Below are 18,975 nucleotides of genomic sequence, written 5' to 3' on the forward strand. Positions count from 1 at the left end.
TTTTGTACTTTATAAAAAAAAGACTTAAAAAATAAACAATAGAACTAATAATTATGGATATTAATAAATTTTTCTTCTTAACTAAATGTTTATATTTATTATTTGATATTATATAAAAGACTTCTAGTAGGAATATTGATGAAAACATTAATTTTAGAATGTAATTTACTGCGATTACAGTAGTTTCGTTACTTATAGGCGGTCTATCCATATACCACCAATAATATTCTTCGGTTATGCCCCATCTAGAAAAATCGCTAGGTAAAATTATAATATCCTGATACCAAATCAACATAATCATAAAAAAAATATTGAATAATATTATAGAAATCAAGGAAATCATTAATGCTCTATGTTTTGTCATAATTAAGTCCCCCGTAGAATTTATTATATATTTTCCATCAGTATAGCTGTTCCTCCTTATATATCTTGTGTCGCCTAGAAAAGATGATGTGCAATATATATCTTATTTTGCTACTTTACAATATACGAACTACGCGTCTTAATAATATTTTTGTATTTATAACTTCCATATCATTGAATATTCTATTTCCTTAGTTTCATCATTCTCTTTCTCTTCTTTAATCTTAAATCTATGCTTTTTATAAAAGTTTAAAGCCTTTATATTCCTAGCGTAAACATCTAAACTTAAAACAGAATATTCTTGTTTGCATCTTTCAAGCAATTTACTTCCTATACCTTCATTCTGGTATTTACTAGAAACAAATAATCCTGCAATATATGATTCTTCAATAATACCTATGAAACCTTTTATTTCATTACCTTCTTCATAGACAAGGACAGTAGCATCTGGCAAAGCATTCTTCACATACTCATAGTTTGACTTCCAATAGTCTGCTGGTATAAAGTCATGAGCACTAATATTTGCTTCCAGCCAAATTTTCATTATACTATCTATTTTAGAATTATCTAATTCTTTTATCATCAAATATCCTCCTATTTTATAAAAATTTCAGTCCATAATTTTTGACACATAATTTTACAGATACATAGTTAAATATACTTATTTTTGTTACATATTTTTCATCTAATTCGTCTTAAGAAAGACAATGTGCCATTATCAAATATTACATTCATTACTCAACTTGACAAGTTAGATGCTGATGATTTTGATTTCAATGCTGAATAAAAGCCTAAGCTAAATACTACAAGCATTAATAAATAAGCGATTAGCAAAGCTATACTTACTTGAATGTCATTTGTAAATAATGTTACGATACGAACCCCCGACCCTAAAAAGCCTAGAGCATAATAATGAGCTGTATTTATTAAAAAAGGGTTTCTACTAGTAATGTCTAATAGCAATTGCCAAATGTATAAACTAATTAAAATACCCCATGCAATATTCCCTAGAATAAAACTTTTCATTGTATTCATGCTTAAATTACCAAATGCTCTTCCCACAAAAAACCAAATTGCCATACCGCCGCCATACATCCAAGGAACATGTAAAAGACTGGCTAGTTGCAAATATACCTGATTATTCCTTGTTATTCCCAATCTCATAAATCCCTCAATGTAACAGCCTATTATAAGCGGTAACAAGACTAGTAAAACTAATCTATACTTCATATTTGTTTTCAATGGCATTTGTCCTTCCCCCTTTTAGCATTAAATTATATCAACTAACATAGCTATGTCGTGTTTTTTCATCATCTATGTATCTATAGAATATGGTTCTACTCCTTTTATAGTACCACCCATATCCAAATATTACAAACACTACACCACGCATAAAACCTGCCTCCAAATGATATAATCAATACTTAAGGAGGTCCGTAGATATATTTCTTTATTTCTACTCATACATTAGAAATAAAGACCAAGCTAAGGGGTAGGGGGTTACCCACATATGGCAGGTAGTTATCTGAAGGAGGATAAAAGTATGAGCCAATTAGGTTCAGATAATTACCAAAGAGAAAACTATCATGTAGGAATTTACTGTAGATTAAGTCATGAAGATGGGGAAACGGGAGAGTCCAACTCCATAGGAAACCAAAAAGCGATGTTGACCAAGTATGTCATGGATAAGGGCTGGAGCATTGCAGATATCTATATTGATGATGGTTATACAGGCGTATCCTTTGAAAGACCTGGGTTTATGAGGCTGCTGCAGGATATCAAGGCAAAGAAGATATCCATGGTGATAACAAAGGATATGAGCCGTCTAGGAAGGGACTACATCCAAGTAGGACACTATATTGAGAAGTTCTTTCCAGAAAATCGTGTGCGATTTATAGCCGTCAATGACAATATTGATACGGGAAACCTTGAAGGAAACGACATGACACCCTTCAAAGCCGTTATCAATGACATGTATTGCAAGGACATCAGCAAAAAAGTACGAAGTGTCTTTAATCATAAGAGGCATGAAGGAAAATTTATTGGCGCCTTTGCTCCTTACGGTTATGAAAAGGACCCAAAGGACAACAGTCACCTCATTATCGACAAAGAAATTGCTCCTACTGTAAGAAGAATGTTTCAACTGTATATTTCAGGATATGGGTTTACAGCCATTGCTAAGAAGCTAAACGAAGAAGGGATACCATCTCCTGCCTACTACAAAAACAGAAAGTACGAGACTTTTAATGTAGGGAAGGCAAGGGTGCCTAAGTGGAGCCATAGCTCTGTAAAGGCTATCTTGAAGAATCCAGTTTATACGGGTGTTATGGCACAAAATAAGTCTAGGAAGATAAACTACAAGTCCCGAAAGACTGAAAATCTACAGGAAAAAGACTGGATTGTAGTAGAAGGAACCCATGAAGCCATTATCTCACCTGAGGATTTCAAAAAGGTAAAAACCTTGATGAAGCATAAGAATAATGACTTTTCAGGAGCAAAAAAAGCTGTAAAGCTTTTTAGTGGATTCGCCTTCTGTGGAGATTGTGGAGAGTATATGACCTATACGAAAGCCCCCAGTGGCAATTATTTCTTAATCTGCTCTGGTTATAAACGGTTTGGGAAAAGTCATTGTACTAGGCATTCTATCCTAGAAGAAAAGCTGGAAGAGATGATATTGAAGGACTTTAGAAAACTGGTCCGTAAATTCGCCGATAGGGAAAGGCTAAAGAAAAAAGCAGAACAAGTTGTTAACAAAAGAAAGACCTCCAAAAACATGTATGAAGACGAACTAACCTCAGTAGACAAACGATTAGGAGACATTCAAGTAATGCTGAAGTCTCTCTATGAGGATAAGGTCAAAGGGGTTATCGATGAGGAACAGTTCCTTGAATTCTACAATGCCTTCAACAAGGAAAAGGTTGGTTTAAATAATCGCTATGACGAACTGAAAAAATTCCTGAATATCACAGAGAAGCAGGAGGATAAACAGAAAAAGGTTGAGCAGCTGGTGGATGATACATTAAACTTAAAGAAGCTGAACCGTTTAATCCTAGCTGAGATGATAGAGAAGGTCGAGGTATTGGAATTTGAGGACATTAAGATAAATTACAAGATAAAAAACCCCTGCCAGTAGTGTTCTTACTGACATATAACCTGGGGTAGATACGGAATACATGGCACCAACAAACCCAATAGTATCGGCTACAATGCTTCGGCTGGATGTATCCGTATGAACAATAGAGATGTAGAGGATCTATATAAGTATGTTAAGGAGGGCACACCCGTTGCCATTGTCAATGGTCTCCATGGCCCCTTTGGTTATGGTCTTAAACCCATAAAACCAGGGGATTTTGGAGCAGATGTGATGGAAATCCAAAGAAGACTTCGAGCGAGAGGTTATTATAATTTTGATTACCTAGATGGTAAATATGGGCCCATGATGGAGCAGGCAGTGTATAATTTTCAAAAGGATCATGACATTCCGAAGAATCCCCAAATAGAGTGGGAAACCTATGAAGCACTGGGAGTTATTTTGATGGAATAAAACAATAGTAAAGCCGACAAGGAGTATGAGTTTCCAACCCAGATGTTTGTGAAGAAGGGGATACCACCGACCATTAATTTAGGTGGATAAAAGATGACCCATGTTCTCTGAGTAGGTATTGTATATTAAATTTACTTAGAAGTATAGTTACAGGGAAAAATAAAATTAACTACTTTTCAGACATAACTATATTATGGAGGACCTATGCCAAATCATTGGAGATAGGTCTTTTTTTTATTTAGACAAACATCATTTCCCTGCTTTTTCATACTATGATATATAATACAAATTTTGAAGTAGTAGAGGGAGATGGAAATCGTGTGTGGAATTATTGGTTGGGTTAATCTAGAAGAAAGCATTCTAGAAAAAAAGCATATGATGGAGACTATGACAGAAAAATTAAGCAAAAGAGGCCCTGATGATATGGGTATATACGGAAATAACAATGTGCTCTTTGGTCATAGACGGCTTGTTGTGGTGGATCCTCAAGGGGGTCGACAGCCTATGACGAGACAGCTGGAGGATAAAAGATACACCATCATTTATAATGGGGAGCTATACAACACTGAGGAATTAAGGAAAGAACTATTGGAAGTAGGACATCACTTTCACTCTTATTCTGATACGGAGGTTTTGCTAACATCCTATATAGAGTGGGGAATAGATTGTGTGGAGAAATTTAACGGGATTTATGCCTTTGGCATATGGGATGATTACAAGCAATCTCTATTTATGGCACGGGATCCCCTAGGAGTAAAACCTTTATTTTACACTAGAGTAGGCAATCACTTAATGTTTGCTTCTGAAATTAAGGCACTATTAGCCCATCCTCTTGTGAACCCTATAGTTGGAGAAGAAGGAATTGCAGAAATATTTGGTTTAGGACCTGCTCGATCCTTAGGCCATGGAATTTTTCAAAACATCCACGAAGTTCCTCCAGCCCATTGGCTTTATTACAACAAAGAAGGTTGCAAATTAAAAAGATACTGGCAGTTAGTCAGTAAAGAACATAGGGAAGATTTTAATACAACTGTGGAACATGTAAGAAGTCTATTAATCGATGCCATAGAAAGACAGCTGGTTTCAGATGTTCCAGTCTGTACCTTCTTATCTGGAGGTGTAGATTCCAGTGCGATAACTGCCATAACCGCCAATGCCTTTAAAAGAGATGGCAGGGGTCAGCTAAATACCTATTCTATTGACTATGTAGATAATCAGGTGTATTTTAAAGCCGATGAATTTCAACCTAATGCTGATGGGTACTATATACAAATTATGAAAAATTTTGTAGGCTCCAATCATCACAATATTATCATTGATACACCTCAATTAGCAGCAGCCCTTGAGGATGCTGTTAAAGCCAGCGATCTCCCGGGGATGGCGGATGTAGACTCCTCCTTATACCTTTTCTGCAAAGAAGTTCGGAAAAATGCTACAGTTGCCCTATCTGGTGAATGTGCCGATGAAATATTCGGAGGATATCCATGGTTTACAAGGAAGGAGGATATAGCCTCTAATACTTTCCCTTGGGCAAAGTCCATGACTGAAAGAAGGAATATACTGTCAAAAAACTTTAAGAATATAGCTATAGAGGATTATGTGACAAGTAAATATGAGGAAACTATAAAGGAAGTCCCTAGGCTTGAAGGAGAATCTCCGGCAGACCATAGAATGAGGGAGTTATTTTATCTAAATCTAAAGTGGTTTATGGTTACTCTATTAAATAGGAAAGATAGGATGAGTATGGCAAGCAACCTTGAGGTAAGGGTTCCTTTTGCTGATTATAGGATTGTGGAATATTTATGGAATGTTCCATGGGAGATGAAATATTATCAAAACAAAGAAAAGGGATTATTGAGAAAAGCCCTCCAGGACATCCTGCCAAAAGAGGTGCTGGAGAGAAAGAAAAGTCCATACCCCAAAACCCATCATCCAGCCTACCGGAGGATGGTGCAACAGATAATGAAGGAAATATTGCAAAACCCAACTTCTCCTCTATTAGAGTTGATTGATGTTACAACAGCTATGGAACTAGTGGAGACGGGGGGAGATTCCTTGAAAAAACCTTGGTTTGGTCAGCTAATGACGGGACCTCAGCTGTTGGCCTATTTGATACAAATCAATACTTGGATGAAGGAATATCATGTAACAGTTAAATAAATATTTTTGAAATGTGAGTTAAATCAAAGAAATTCCCTCCAGTCTGTTATAAGATGTAGTTAAATCAAGGACATATTAAATAGATTGGAGTGAAGATTATGAAATATATGATTGGGAGTTCAGAAAAGGTAGGTGACATTGTAACAAATCTACCTAAAGCAGCAGGGATTTTTAAATCCTACGGTATTGATTTTTGTTGTGGTGGAGATAGAAGACTCCTGGATGTTTTGAAGGAACAGGGGTTAAATGAGGCAAAAATATTAGAAAGTCTAAACAAGGCCTATGAAGCTTCTCAAAACGTAAAAAATGATAAACTAGATTGGCAACAGGCACCCTATGGACAATTCATTGATTATATCATTGAAACCCATCACCTATATCTACAAAATGAACTGCCTAAGCTAAGTCAATTAGCTACAAAAATTTTGAGGGTTCATGGTATTGACCATGGGGAAATGTTATCCCAGGTCCATAAGCTGCTTCATAGCCTAAAGATGGAGCTGGAGCAACACTTAATTAAGGAAGAAGAGGTGCTATTTCCTTTAATTAGAGACTATGAAAAAAATCCTTCACAAAAACTACTAGACCAAATAGCGTCAGTTAATAGGGAGCTAGAGGATGAACATGATGGGGCAGGGGACTTATTGAAAAAGCTTCGTCAGGTTACAAATGGATATCAGACACCTGCTTATGGAAGTTGTGCCAGCTTTGAGTTAACCTTTAAGGGATTAGAAGCTTTAGAATGGGATATTTTCCAGCACGTTCATTTAGAAAACAATATACTTTTTCCCCGTTTAGAGGCAGAAGGCAACAAGTAAGAAAAAACCCAGCAGGAGTAACCTGTTGGGTTTTGACTTATGAAAGAAAATATAAAACAACGAGAACACTTCCTATGGTCCAGGTGTAGAAGGAGAAGTAATAGAGCTTCTCTTGTTTTATAAAGTTAATCAAGGTTCTGATGGCAAATACACCAGATAAAAAGGCTGCCAGAATACCTGCTAAAATAATGGTAAAGGATATATCGCCAGTTCCCATAGTTAAAGCATCCTTTGTTTCCAGTATGGTAGCCCCTAAAATAGAAGGAATAGCGATAAGAAAAGAAAACTTTGTAGCCAATTCCTTATTAAACCCTCTAAATAAAGACCCTACAATAGTAGCACCAGAACGAGAAATCCCTGGGGTGATGGCTAAACCTTGAAAAATCCCTACAATAAGAGCATCCCAACCCTTCATATGATGAATATTTCTTTTACCACTATGGATTTTTTCAGCTGTCCATAGGAGGGTTCCAGTAATAATAAGGGCAAAACCAATGATCAATTGGGAGGTAAAAAAGCTTTCAAAGATATCTCCCAAAAATATTCCCATCAAACCAGTGGGAATGGTGGCGATGATGATATAGATCCCCAGTTTTCTATGTTCATTATTCATGTTAAAGCCTCTACCCTTTAATACGTCAAAAAACATAAGGACAAATTCCTTGCAAATCAACAAAATATCCTTTGTATAAATGAAGAAGATAGAAATTAGCGTTCCAAAATGCAGCATAACAGCTAAAAACAGCATTCTATCCTCAGGAACATTTAATAGTCCTTGGGCTACAGCTAAATGTCCAGAGCTACTAACCGGCAAAAATTCAGTTAAGCCTTGAACAATTCCTAGTATAATGGCTTTGAAAATTGTCAATAAAAAAACACCTCCCGAAAAATTTTATTCAATAAAATAAATTATAACACAGTTTCAATAAAAAATTATGTAAAAAATTTTGTGAAATAGGTAAAATGTGAAATTGTCATTGAAGGAGGAGAGGATATTGTGTAGACTTATAGATAAGACAAAGTGCTAAAAATCCAGATTAGAGGAAGGGTTATTATGTTTAAAAACAATGACTTCATTCAACAATTTACCAATATGATGTCGGAGGGCTTTATCTTCATTGATGACAATGGGAAAATACAGATTTATAATACAAAGGCTAAAGAGATATTTGGTATTATAGGCCATGAAGGAAGCGGTCATGAAGCTGGGAAGATAGAAAAAGGTGACATTGTCATCATAGGAGATAATTGTCTAGGTCGGGATGATGGAAATCTTTCTCCAGAAGGGTTAAAATTGTTAGGCATTCAGGATAAAAGTATAGAAATCGGCGATGCTCTTGTAGCCATTGGAGTAATGGATGAACCTGATATCACTCCTATTTATCGATATAGCAGACAATCCAAGCCCCTAGATAAGTTAGAATTAATGGTAACCTTTCTTGACGAAAACATTCATGTAGTAATAGATGACATAGAAAAACATATAAAGATACAGGTAAACCATCAAAGCTTTACCCTTCCTTTTATCAATGCTATTGGCCATATGGTTGTGTTAGATAGACACACAAAAGCTATAAAGTTTTATCAGACTAAAGGATATACGGCTAGGGGGGAAGGTCTTTATAATTTACTCCTTGGTAAGCCCTACAGAGGCAAAGGTCAGGATGCCGATGCCTTTGATGTTATTGGAAAAGATATATTTGAAATCCACTGTGATAGTGAAACCATAAAAGAATTTTATGAAGTAGCTAAGGGTAAAAATCTTACCTATAAAGAAAAGTTTACAGAAATCAACGGGAGATCCACCATGTGTACCCTAGAGCCTGTAAATTATAATAATGAACGGGTAGGTGCGGTATTAAAGGTGGAGGATATTTCTGAGATTAAGAAGGTGATAAGAGAGAGGGACGAAGCCCTTTTCCACCTAGAGAGGATGGAGGAAAGGCTACAAGAAAAAGAAGGAGTTGGGGGATTTTTCTCTAAAATCATTGGTGAAAGTCAGGAAATCCAGCATGTAAAACAACTGGCCTATAAAGCAGCTCAATCCAACTCTACTGTTTTGATTTTAGGAGAAAGTGGAACAGGTAAGAGCATATTGGCAAAGGCCATCCATAAAAGCAGTAAATATAAGGAAGCTCCCTTTATCCATGTAAATTGTGGCAGTATCCCAGAAAACCTCTTGGAAAGCGAATTACTTGGTTATGAAGGAGGGGCCTTTACTGGAGCAAGAAAAGAAGGGAAAATCGGAATGTTTCAGATGGCCCATGGTGGGACGATTTTTCTTGACGAAATTGGAGAAATACCTTTACCCCTTCAGGTAAAGCTCCTCCAGGTGATACAGACCAGAAGTTTTTATAGGATAGGGGGTAGCAAAAAAAATCATGTAGATGTTAGGATTATAGCAGCCACCAATAAAAACCTAGAGGAGGAAATATTAAAGGGGAGCTTTAGAGAGGACTTATACTATAGAATCAATGTATTTCCTATATGGATTCCCCCCCTAAGGGATAGAAAGCAGGACATTTATTCTCTGGTTTACACCATTCTCCCCAAAATATGTGAAAGGATAGGATGTCAGCCTAAACACATATCAGGAGAAGCCCTCCATAAGCTTTTAGCCTATGATTGGCCTGGAAATGTTAGGGAATTAGAAAACATAGTGGAACGGGCTGTTAATCTAACAGATGGCAACACCATTTTATCCAAAGATTTAATATTAGGTAACTACCGTCATCTGCAGGATAATATAGAGATACAAGAGATTCAATCCCTAAAAGATACAATGGAACATGAAGAAAGAAAAGCGATTGAAGAAGCTTTAAGGTTTTTTGGGGGAAGTAGGGTACAGGCCATGAAAGCTTTAAAAATTGGAAAAACCAGTTTTTATGAAAAACTTAAAAAGTATGGGATAGAATAGTTCGCATAAACGGAATGTGTTCTGATTATTGAACTATTCTTTTTTTATTTGAAAAATAGCATGTTCTAGGGAAAAATTCTATAGCATGGGATTTTCCTAAGTTCACAAAACTGAACTCACTAAGAAGTTGGGATAGATTCAAAACCTTTCCAATTATTGAAAAGGATAAAATCGTGCCAAAGTGGTACAATTATTGCATATAATAATTAGTATAAATAATTAATGCTTAGGGGAGATGTAGATAATTATGGAATTACAAGGTCGTAACAATCATTTTATCTTTGCCGGTTGGGATACAGTGGAGTTGGCAAAACAGTTCGGGACCCCTTTATATGTAATTTCGGAAGGGATTATAGCAGAACGTTGTAACGAAATAAAGGAAACCTTTTTAAACAAATATAGCAATACCAAGGCCGCCTATGCCAGTAAGGCTTTTCTGACTATGGCAATGTGCAAAATGATAGAAAGAGAAGGACTAGGATTAGATGTAGTATCGGGAGGAGAACTATACACTGCTATGAAGGCAGGTTTTCCTATGGAGAAAGTTATGTTTCATGGTAACAACAAGTCATGGGAGGAATTAGAGTTAGCAGTAGAGAACAATATCGGAAGAATTATCGTGGACAACCTTTACGAATTAGAACTATTAGAAGAGATTGCAACAAGGCAAAACAAGAAAGTACAAATTCTATTTAGGGTGACACCAGGGATAGAAGGGAATACCCATAAATATATTGTCACCGGGCAAAAGGATTCTAAATTTGGTATGCCTCTAGAACCCAAAAAGATTTATGGGGTAGTAAAGCATTTAATGTCTTCTGAATATGTGGAGCTAAAGGGGTTCCATTTTCATCTAGGCTCTCAATTATTTGACAATGATATCTATATAGGAGCTATAGAAGTTATTACAAAGCTAATGTATGATTTGAAAAGGGAATTGGGTTTTATCACCACTGAGTTAAATACAGGTGGAGGCTTTGGAATACGATATACAGAGAAGGATCAACCAAAACCCCTTAGCTATTTTACAGACGCTATTATGAATGCCATAGAAAACCAGTGCAAGGAATATGACCTTGATTTACCAACTATAATTATAGAGCCAGGTAGATGGGTTGTAGGTGAAGCTGGGATTACCCTATACACTATAGGGGCTATTAAAGACATCCCTGATGTCCGGACCTATGCCAGTATAGATGGGGGTCTTCCAGATAACCCAAGACCTGCCCTGTATAAGGCAAAGTATGATGCTATAGTAGCCAATAAGGCTGAGGAAAAATTGGAAATGACTACTACTATTGCAGGCAAATGCTGTGAAACAGGAGACATACTAATATGGGATTTAGAAACCCCTAAGATAGAATCAGGAGATATTTTAGCTGTCCTTAGCACAGGAGCCTATAACTTCTCCATGGCAAGCAATTATAACAAGCTTTTAAGACCAGCAGTTGTGCTGCTGACGGAAGAACATGCTGAAGTTATGGTAAAAAGAGAGACCTATAATGATTTGTTAAATAGAGAGATGATTCCCAAATCTTTAAAAAAACAAAGTTGTATTGAGGAAATTAAAGAAGTTAGTCAACAATAATAAAAGAAAAAACCAATGCACTATTAAATATAAGTAAGATTTAAATTAATAGTGCATCGGGGCATTGCTTAAAATTTTTTAAAATTTAAGGAGGTGGCATTTAGGTTATACCTAGATTAAAGGAAAGGGGGAGGATGTCATGAAAATTGCTATAAATAATGGTATTGTTGTCGATCCAAAAAACAAGGTGTTTTCTAAACTAAATATTACTGTGGAAAATGGAAAAATATGTGACATATCTAATTTAGCGATGGATGGAGATACCGTCATTGATGCTGATGGGTTAATAGTTACGCCTGGATTTATAGACCTTCACATCCATGAAGGAAGTTATTATGCAGACAAGAAGAAATTTGATACAAATATCTTTGAAAGCATGTTAAAGATGGGGGTAACCACAGGCATTGGAGGGAATTGTGGGATAGGACCTGAGAGACCAGATGAATATTTAGATGCAGTAGATAGTATTGGTATACCTATCAATTTAGGCTTGTTTGTACCCCATAACATTTTAAGAAAAGAAGTTAATCAACTAGACAAATATGCTATAGCTTCTGGAGATGATATTAATAAAATGCAACAACGAGCAGCGTATTACCTTGATAAAGGATGTATTGGTATCTCCTTTGGGATACGATATATACCTGGACTGACTAAAGAAGAACTAGTACATATTAGTAAAGCAGCTAAAAGAGACAATAAGTTGCTTAGTGCTCATATAAGAGATGATGCAGCATATGTTATGGCTGCTGCTGAAGAATTTATTAACATTGGAAAGGAAATAGGTGTACCAATACAAATATCTCATATCGGTAGTATGGCGGCTTTTGGAGAGATGGAGAGGTTTTTGAGCTTAATCGATCATCATGTTGCTAAAGGCGTAGATATAAGTTGTGATTGTTATCCCTATGATGCTTTTAGTACAGGCATTGGAGAAACAACCTATGATGATGGTTTTTTAGAGCGGTATGGCATAGGCTATGATAGGATAGAAATAGCAGAGGGTAAATATCGTGGACAGAGATGTAATGAAAAAATTTTTAAAGAGTTGAGAGAAAACTATCCAGACACTATAACAATAGCCCATGTTATGCGGGAAGAAGAAGTAGATAGGGCACTTACACATCCTAATGTGATTGTAGCCAGTGATGGTTATCTTCATGATGGTCAAGGTCATCCAAGGGCAAGTGGTACTTTCCCTAGAATATTTGCAAAGTATGTAAAAGAGAAAAGAAAATTAAACCTATATGAAGCTGTAGAAAAAATAACTTCTTTACCAGCCAAAAGACTGAATATTGCGGGAAAAGGACACCTAGGAATTGGGGCTGACGGGGATATAGCTATTTTTAGTTTAGACAAAATCATGGATACTGCAACCTTCCAAGAGCCTATAGCATCACCAAAAGGATTTGAGTATATTTTGATAAATGGAACAATAGCGTTACAAGGGGATAGCATAGTAGAAAAAAACTTGGGAAAAACAATTAGAAAATAAGGGGGATATTTATGGATTATGGATTTTTATCGATTTTACCACCATTTATAGCAATTGTTTTGGCACTAGTTTTTAAAAATGTTTTTATTGCACTATTTACAGGTTGTTTTATAGGATACATCATTTTATCAGGGGGAAACATTATTACTGGTTTAAACAGTACGTTACTATCTTTTATTAAGGTATTTGAAAGCAATTCCAATACTATTGTCATAATAGCCTGTGGCTTGATAGGGGGATTAACCTTAGTTGTTGAAAAATCAGGGGGCTTAAATGGATTTGTTGATTATATGACAAACAAAAGATCCATTATTAAATCCAAAAAGGGAGCTAATGTTTTTGCTTGGATAGTAGGGGTATTGACATTTACATCTGGAACCTTAAGCTGTTTAGTAACAGGGGCTATATCTAGACCAATAAATGATGCTCTAAAGGTTCCCCATGAAAAACTTTCTTTTATCGTTCATACTACTTCCACACCTGTATGTGTTCTGCTGCCATTAAGTGGTTGGGGAGCATTTATGATAGGTTTAATACAAGCCCAGGGGGTTGACGATGCTGCATCTGTCATGGTGAAATCTATTCCATTGAACTTCTATGCGTTGATAGCAGTATTCTCTATCATATTTTTTATAGTTACGGGTAAAGATTTTGGCCCTATGAAAAGAGCAGAAGAAAGAGCAGAAAAAACTGGTTTGTTGGATGAGCCTAAAAACGGACAGGCCATAGATGAAGCTATGGCAGAAGCAAGTGCTGCCTCTGATGGAAAGATTGAGGGTAAAACTACAAGTCCTCTTAACATGCTTGTACCAATATTGACGATGATTGTAACCATATTGGCAGTTATGTTTATTACTGGAGAAGGAAGCATTATTGATGGAAAGGGTATGGATGCCATACTTTGGGGTGTTTTTGTTTCTTTAACTGTTGCTGGCACTATGTATATCAGTCAAAAAATCTTTAAATTCCAAGAATATTTAAATCTTGTGTTTCAAGGAGTTGGAGGTATTTTACCTGTAGTTAGTATATTAATATTTGCCTTTTCAATAGGTGGTGTTGTGAAACAATTAGGAACAGGCGAATATCTAGCAAATAATTTTGCAAGTCTTTTATCTCCAGCTATATTACCTGCCTTAGTGTTCATTATAGGAAGCTTGATATCATTTGCAACAGGAACATCTATGGGAACGATGTCTATTATGATGCCACTGGCAGTACCTATGGCCCTAGCTATGGGAGTTAATGTTCCGTTAGTAGCTGCTGCTGTATTTGGAGGAGGTATTTTCGGAGATCATGCATCACCAATATCTGATACAACAGCAATGTCATGTGCTACAAGTGGGTGTGATGTAATGGACCATATAAAAACTCAATTACCCTATGCTTTAACCTTTGGGGGGATAACCATCACTATATATTTAATAATGGGTTTTTTATTCTAGTGATGTAATAACTTATAAAGTAAATTTGGGAGTGAGATAAGAGGAATCTGACACTGGTATTCAACTGGTGTCAGTTTTTTATTGCAATACTTTATTGTATAAAAGTTGGATTTTAAAGATAAATCACAATTTTACCAGCCTTTGTTAGAATAACATTAATGTTTGCCTCATAAAAATGCATACTATAAAATAAAGGTTACTTTATAGCCTTTACCTATTATTTAAATCTCAAGTAAAGGTGGCGATAGATAATGATTAAACCAAAGGCGTTAAAGAAGGGAGATACAATTGCTATTATAGGACCTGCCAGCCCAGCTCCAGAGGGGAAGCTACAATCAGCCCTCCAGGAATTAAAGGCATTAGGCTATGAAGTCAAGCTAACAGAAAGCTGCCATGCAATTCATGGATATTTAGCCGGTACTGATGATGTGAGGGCAAGGGATTTAAACAATATGTTTCTAGATCAAGAGGTCCAGGGGATTATTTGCCTAAGGGGGGGCTATGGTACAATGAAATTGTTACATAAGCTAGATATAGCGGCTATAAAAAATAATCCTAAAGTCTTCGTAGGCTATAGTGATATTACAGCCCTACATCTTTATATGAATCAAAGATGTAAGCTTGTCACCTTCCATGGGCCAATGGCCGCCAGTGATATTGCAGGAGGCTTAGATGATTTTTCTAAAGAGTATTTCCTTAAGGCTATTACTAAGCCTGAGGCAATGGGATCAATAGAAAATCCTGCAGGTATAGAGATGGAATGTCTTGTTGAAGGGGAAGCTGTGGGAGAAGTTGCAGGAGGCAATCTAGCCTTAGTTACTGCTACCATGGGAACACCGGATGAAATTGATACAAAAGGAAAGCTATTGTTTTTAGAGGAGATAGGTGAGGAGCCCTATAGGGTTGATCGTATGCTGACCCAGTTAGCTCTAGCAGGAAAGCTGCAAGAGGCATCAGGCATTATACTTGGAGATTGGAACGACTGTGAACCAAAGAAACGTCAGAACAGCTTAAGTTTAATGGAGGTATTTAAAGAAATTATTGTGCCCTACGGGAAGCCTACTATCTATAATCTAAAGGCAGGTCATTGTACCCCTAAGGTGACCATACCCTTTGGTGTTAAGGCAAGGCTAAAGGCAACAGAAAGAAAATTATTTATCGAGGAAACTGCTACGATAGGATGGCTATAGAATCTTCAATTTCACTGGAAGTAGAAACCTTAAAAAAGTCGTTAGTAGAAGTAACAAGAAATTGCCACCGAAATCCTGAACTTGGGATGGAGGAGGTAAGGGCCCAGCTATTAAGCAATATTGATGGGGAAGCCTATCATTATTTTGTCATTTCCCCCTCCATTAAGCAACTGTGAGAAAATCAAAGATTTACAGCATCTACTTACAGCTTTTACAAATTGAAATATTTGGATCATTTTCTATCTCTTCAATACGAAGCTTCTCTTCATAATAGTCCTTTAATTCCTCTAAAGGTTTTTGCAAGAAGTCAGAAAATCCATCTAAAACTTGATGCATAAAGCTTTTGTTTAAAGAGTAGATGGCCCGCTGTCCTTCCTTTCTAACAGTTACTAAATCTGCATACTTCAATATTTTTAAATGTTGGGATATGCGGGGCTGACTCATATTTAAAATCCCCTCTAACTCACATACGTACATAGGTTTTAGTGACAATAGCTTAATAATCTTGATGCGGGTTCCTTCTCCTAAAGCTTTAAAGATGATTTCGAAGTCCATTCTTATCCTCCGTTATATCATGATATAAATATGTGTTTATATTATAGCATACTTCTTTGATGCTGTTTAGATCATTGAACTTCAGTATTTAAATCTTTAGCTACTGGAAGAGATCAAAGGGGATTATTAAGAGTTCTTTAGCTATAAGAGAAATCTATTATATAAAACTAGCAGATGGTAATAATAAATAAGGAAACAAAACTTGTGGAATTTTTTGATGAATTTAGGGGGTGTTTGTTTGCTGAACAATCGTCGGGGACTTAGGCTCCCCTAGAGAAAAAAGTGAGGGAAGGAAACCGTTTTTAAGTCAGGAGTGAAAAAGATGTTAATTGTATTTATTAGGGCCCTTATACTATATGCTTTAGTAGTGGTGGTGATGCGGATGATGGGAAAGAGACAGATTGCAGAAATGCAACCCTTTGAACTGGTTATTACAATTATGATTGCCGATTTAGCTGCAACACCTATGGAAAACACAGGTGTTCCTTTAATGAATGGGGTAATTCCTATATTAACCCTATTATCTGTCCAAGTGCTTATGTCCTACTTTTCTTTAAAGAGCGAAACCTTTCGGGAGATTATATGTGGTAAACCCAGTATTATTATTGATAAAGGAAACATTGTTCAGTCAGAGGTAAGGAGATTACGGATTAATATGAATGATCTCCTAGAGCAGCTGAGAACAAAAAACTATCCCAACCTAAGTGATGTAGAATTTGCTATATTAGAAACCAATGGACAAATGACGATCATACCTAAGGTAGAAAAAAGAAATACTATGGCTCAAGATCTAGGTATTAATTTACAGCCTGAAGAATTACCCATTACTCTAATTGTTGACGGAAAATTAATCTTAAAAAATTTACAAAAAAGTGGCTTTGATCATCAATGGCTTCGTAGACAATTAAAACAGCAAAATATCGATAGAATAGAAGATGTATTTTTTGGATTTTTATCCTCTGAAAGAATATTTTATGCCCAAAAGAAACAGAATTCTTCACAACAGGGGGGGAGTCAATGAAGGTAGTAGTCATAACTATATTGATTCTTGTTGTATTTTTTATTGCTTCCCTTTATTTTACTTATTATCTCAATCAAAGTGCTGAAACATTCATTGACATGATTGAAAAATTAGATAAATCTATTACACAAGAAAATTGGGAGGAAGCCCAAGAACATATAGAAAGGGTTATGAAAGAATGGGACAAAACAAAGAAAATATGGTTAGGTTTTTTGGAACATTACGAAATTGATATGATTGATATTATATTGGCCCGGACTCAAAAGTACGTAACTATTGAAGAAAGAAGCTTAGCATTAGGTGGTGTTGCAGAGTTAAAGCTTTTAGTTGAGCATATTTTAGATAAACAGACATTAAAGTTACAAAATATTCTATAGGGCATCAACCATTATAGAAAAATTCATTATAATTTCTATACCTTATACATGATTAAGCCTGCTACTTGATAAAAATGATTTAACTACAATTGGGATAAAACAAAGACTGGTGGAGATAACCATAGTAGAGCTGCAACAATAGCGGTATTGCCTGAAATAATTCATACCTTGAGATCTCAAGGCTATGAGTTTGTAACAGTAGATAAATTATTAAACATACCGGCATATAAGTAAGCATAAGCAAGTAGATAAAACCCCCTATCTCAACTGATATAGGGGGTTTTATACAAGATCTATATCTTTTCTGCAAAGGCTTTACCAAGCTCGAAGCATTGTTTCAAGGTTTCCTCAGAGGGTGTAAATTTTTTACCTAGTGGTTCAAAGGGTAATTTGAATCCCATTTGTCTTAGGAGGTCATGAGCCATCTGTAATCCTTCCCCACTCCAGCCATAGGATCCAAATACCCCTGCCACCTTTCCCATATTGGCCATTGGGTCAATTATGGAAAGAAGATCCCACATAGGCTTCACCATACTTTTGTTAATAGTAGGTGAACCCAAAAGAATACCCCTAGATGTATTTACTACATAATGTATTGTCTTCATGTCCTCCTTTTCAGCATCAATAAATCTTACCTTGGCTCCAGTGAATTCTAAGCCTTCTTTAATTTTTTCTGCCATCATTTCTGTATTTCTGTAGGCAGATAGGTAAAATACAGCAACCTGGTTTTGATTTCTTGTAGCCATCTCTTTAGTAGACCAAGCTACATATTTATCCATAGCCCCTTGAGGGTTCCCTCTTAATATAGGTCCATGGGATGTGAGAATTATTTTTATTTCTAAATCCTGTATCTTACTATAGGCCTTTAAAAAGTGCTGAGCAAAGGGGAGAATAATAGCGTCATAATAATGCTTTAGAGCATCATCATATTCTGGTTTATGAACAATATCTGGCTCAATGCCACAATAGTGGGAACCAAAACAGTCACAGGAAAAAAGGGTTCTATCACATCCACTATAAACAAACATTGTATCAGACCAGTGAAGGAAGGGAGCAGTGATAAAGGTCAGCTCCCTACTACCAATGTTTAATTTTTCTCCATCCTTAATAACATGGTATTTAAACTCTCTATTTATTTGCTCCTGTAGAAAAATACTGGCTGCCTTTGTACAGAAGACTTCTACATTAGGATTAATTTCTAAAATATATTTCAAGCTTCCAGCATGATCTGGCTCTGTATGATTGATAATAATATAATCAATCTCTTGGATTTTAGTTAATTCTTCAAGTTTTTTGAAATACTCATCCTTAAAATTTGCCTTTACCGTATCGATTAAAACCTTTTTTTCATCATCAATAAAATAGGAGTTATAGGTGGAACCGTAGGGGGTTTTCATAATAATATCAAAGGTTTCCAAATCAGGATCCAACACCCCAGTCCAATAAATCTTATTCTTAATTTCAAAAGCCTCCATTTGTTTATTCCTCCTTTAAACAGTTAGTAA

General features: G+C 35.9%; 17 protein-coding genes. 12 read left to right on the forward strand and 5 right to left on the reverse strand.

Going from position 1 to position 18,975, the window contains the following annotated elements; all coding sequences use genetic code 11:
- Positions 1–520 precede the first annotated feature (520 nt).
- Entirely contained in the window at positions 521–946 is a 426-nt protein-coding gene (locus tag BLS22_RS12360; RefSeq protein ID WP_090554140.1) for an N-acetyltransferase, read from the reverse strand.
- 155 nt (positions 947–1,101) lie between these two features.
- A complete protein-coding gene (locus BLS22_RS12365; RefSeq protein ID WP_090554143.1) occupies positions 1,102–1,611 on the reverse strand; it encodes a hypothetical protein in 510 nt (169 codons plus the stop codon).
- 262 nt (positions 1,612–1,873) lie between these two features.
- On the opposite strand from BLS22_RS12365, the gene BLS22_RS12370 reads away from it, so the two are divergent.
- The 4 genes from BLS22_RS12370 to ric all read left to right on the forward strand — a co-directional run bounded on the left by BLS22_RS12370 (position 1,874) and on the right by ric (position 6,885).
- Entirely contained in the window at positions 1,874–3,496 is a 1,623-nt protein-coding gene (locus BLS22_RS12370) for a recombinase family protein (protein ID WP_090554146.1), read from the forward strand.
- A 15-nt stretch (positions 3,497–3,511) separates the two neighbouring features.
- Positions 3,512–3,907 (forward strand): L,D-transpeptidase family protein, encoded by a 396-nt coding sequence (locus BLS22_RS12375; RefSeq protein WP_280139584.1) that lies wholly within the window; start codon positions 3,512–3,514, stop codon positions 3,905–3,907.
- A gap of 309 nt (positions 3,908–4,216) precedes the next feature.
- Positions 4,217–6,067 (forward strand): asparagine synthase (glutamine-hydrolyzing), encoded by a 1,851-nt coding sequence (gene asnB, locus BLS22_RS12380; RefSeq protein WP_334292622.1) that lies wholly within the window; start codon positions 4,217–4,219, stop codon positions 6,065–6,067.
- Between the two features lie 98 nt (positions 6,068–6,165).
- The gene (gene ric / locus BLS22_RS12385) at positions 6,166–6,885 is read left to right on the forward strand and encodes an iron-sulfur cluster repair di-iron protein (protein ID WP_090554151.1); all 720 of its coding nucleotides are present in this window, start codon (positions 6,166–6,168) and stop codon (positions 6,883–6,885) included.
- A 37-nt stretch (positions 6,886–6,922) separates the two neighbouring features.
- Here the strand turns inward: ric and BLS22_RS12390 are convergent, their stop codons facing one another.
- A complete protein-coding gene (locus BLS22_RS12390) occupies positions 6,923–7,753 on the reverse strand; it encodes an undecaprenyl-diphosphate phosphatase (RefSeq protein WP_090554154.1) in 831 nt (276 codons plus the stop codon).
- A 186-nt stretch (positions 7,754–7,939) separates the two neighbouring features.
- Between BLS22_RS12390 and BLS22_RS12395 the strand changes: the two genes are divergently transcribed.
- The 6 genes from BLS22_RS12395 (at position 7,940) to BLS22_RS12420 (ending at position 15,693) form a co-directional block, all read left to right on the forward strand.
- Complete coding sequence (locus BLS22_RS12395) at positions 7,940–9,802, forward strand: sigma-54 interaction domain-containing protein (RefSeq protein ID WP_090554238.1); 1,863 nt, start codon at positions 7,940–7,942, stop codon at positions 9,800–9,802.
- A gap of 247 nt (positions 9,803–10,049) precedes the next feature.
- A complete protein-coding gene (lysA, locus tag BLS22_RS12400) occupies positions 10,050–11,390 on the forward strand; it encodes a diaminopimelate decarboxylase (protein WP_090554156.1) in 1,341 nt (446 codons plus the stop codon).
- Positions 11,391–11,529: 139 nt separating this feature from the next.
- Positions 11,530–12,885: an N-acyl-D-amino-acid deacylase family protein gene (locus BLS22_RS12405; protein WP_090554159.1), complete on the forward strand. Its 1,356-nt coding sequence runs from the start codon at positions 11,530–11,532 to the stop codon at positions 12,883–12,885.
- Positions 12,886–12,896: 11 nt separating this feature from the next.
- Positions 12,897–14,327 (forward strand): Na+/H+ antiporter NhaC family protein, encoded by a 1,431-nt coding sequence (locus BLS22_RS12410; RefSeq protein ID WP_090554163.1) that lies wholly within the window; start codon positions 12,897–12,899, stop codon positions 14,325–14,327.
- Positions 14,328–14,578: 251 nt separating this feature from the next.
- On the forward strand, positions 14,579–15,517 hold the full coding sequence (locus BLS22_RS12415; RefSeq protein ID WP_090554166.1) for a S66 peptidase family protein: 939 nt from the start codon (positions 14,579–14,581) through the stop codon (positions 15,515–15,517).
- Entirely contained in the window at positions 15,508–15,693 is a 186-nt protein-coding gene (locus tag BLS22_RS12420) for a hypothetical protein (RefSeq protein WP_090554169.1), read from the forward strand. The genes BLS22_RS12415 and BLS22_RS12420 overlap by 10 nt, the downstream gene beginning before the upstream one ends.
- A gap of 22 nt (positions 15,694–15,715) precedes the next feature.
- On the opposite strand, the gene BLS22_RS12425 is transcribed toward BLS22_RS12420, so the two are convergent.
- Positions 15,716–16,072 (reverse strand): ArsR/SmtB family transcription factor, encoded by a 357-nt coding sequence (locus BLS22_RS12425; RefSeq protein WP_090554172.1) that lies wholly within the window; start codon positions 16,070–16,072, stop codon positions 15,716–15,718.
- Positions 16,073–16,394: 322 nt separating this feature from the next.
- Here BLS22_RS12425 and BLS22_RS12430 point away from each other — a divergent pair, with 322 nt between their 5' ends.
- The gene (locus BLS22_RS12430) at positions 16,395–17,093 is read left to right on the forward strand and encodes a YetF domain-containing protein (protein WP_090554175.1); all 699 of its coding nucleotides are present in this window, start codon (positions 16,395–16,397) and stop codon (positions 17,091–17,093) included.
- Positions 17,090–17,470, forward strand: a complete 381-nt coding sequence (locus tag BLS22_RS12435) for a DUF4363 family protein (RefSeq protein ID WP_090554178.1) — start codon at positions 17,090–17,092, stop codon at positions 17,468–17,470. Before BLS22_RS12430 ends, BLS22_RS12435 begins: the two co-directional genes overlap by 4 nt.
- Before the next feature lie 293 nt (positions 17,471–17,763).
- Here BLS22_RS12435 and BLS22_RS12440 read toward each other — a convergent pair whose 3' ends face one another.
- On the reverse strand, positions 17,764–18,945 hold the full coding sequence (locus tag BLS22_RS12440) for an FprA family A-type flavoprotein (protein ID WP_090554181.1): 1,182 nt from the start codon (positions 18,943–18,945) through the stop codon (positions 17,764–17,766).
- Between the last annotated feature and the right edge of the window lie 30 nt (positions 18,946–18,975).

The sequence above is a fragment of the Natronincola ferrireducens genome (assembly GCF_900100845.1).
GTDB lineage: Bacteria > Bacillota > Clostridia > Peptostreptococcales > Natronincolaceae > Natronincola_B > Natronincola_B ferrireducens.

What these genes read in the sequence shown, in the direction of transcription:
- BLS22_RS12360 (WP_090554140.1), bottom strand. Translation starts at nt 946, where the DNA reads ATGATAAAAGAATTAGATAATTCTAAAATAGATAGTATAATGAAAATT.
- BLS22_RS12365 (WP_090554143.1), bottom strand. Translation starts at nt 1,611, where the DNA reads ATGCCATTGAAAACAAATATGAAGTATAGATTAGTTTTACTAGTCTTG.
- BLS22_RS12370 (WP_090554146.1), top strand. Translation starts at nt 1,874, where the DNA reads ATGGCAGGTAGTTATCTGAAGGAGGATAAAAGTATGAGCCAATTAGGT.
- asnB (WP_334292622.1), top strand. Translation starts at nt 4,217, where the DNA reads ATGGAAATCGTGTGTGGAATTATTGGTTGGGTTAATCTAGAAGAAAGC.
- ric (WP_090554151.1), top strand. Translation starts at nt 6,166, where the DNA reads ATGAAATATATGATTGGGAGTTCAGAAAAGGTAGGTGACATTGTAACA.
- BLS22_RS12395 (WP_090554238.1), top strand. Translation starts at nt 7,940, where the DNA reads ATGTTTAAAAACAATGACTTCATTCAACAATTTACCAATATGATGTCG.
- lysA (WP_090554156.1), top strand. Translation starts at nt 10,050, where the DNA reads ATGGAATTACAAGGTCGTAACAATCATTTTATCTTTGCCGGTTGGGAT.
- BLS22_RS12405 (WP_090554159.1), top strand. Translation starts at nt 11,530, where the DNA reads ATGAAAATTGCTATAAATAATGGTATTGTTGTCGATCCAAAAAACAAG.
- BLS22_RS12410 (WP_090554163.1), top strand. Translation starts at nt 12,897, where the DNA reads ATGGATTATGGATTTTTATCGATTTTACCACCATTTATAGCAATTGTT.
- BLS22_RS12415 (WP_090554166.1), top strand. Translation starts at nt 14,579, where the DNA reads ATGATTAAACCAAAGGCGTTAAAGAAGGGAGATACAATTGCTATTATA.
- BLS22_RS12420 (WP_090554169.1), top strand. Translation starts at nt 15,508, where the DNA reads ATGGCTATAGAATCTTCAATTTCACTGGAAGTAGAAACCTTAAAAAAG.
- BLS22_RS12425 (WP_090554172.1), bottom strand. Translation starts at nt 16,072, where the DNA reads ATGGACTTCGAAATCATCTTTAAAGCTTTAGGAGAAGGAACCCGCATC.
- BLS22_RS12430 (WP_090554175.1), top strand. Translation starts at nt 16,395, where the DNA reads ATGTTAATTGTATTTATTAGGGCCCTTATACTATATGCTTTAGTAGTG.
- BLS22_RS12435 (WP_090554178.1), top strand. Translation starts at nt 17,090, where the DNA reads ATGAAGGTAGTAGTCATAACTATATTGATTCTTGTTGTATTTTTTATT.
- BLS22_RS12440 (WP_090554181.1), bottom strand. Translation starts at nt 18,945, where the DNA reads ATGGAGGCTTTTGAAATTAAGAATAAGATTTATTGGACTGGGGTGTTG.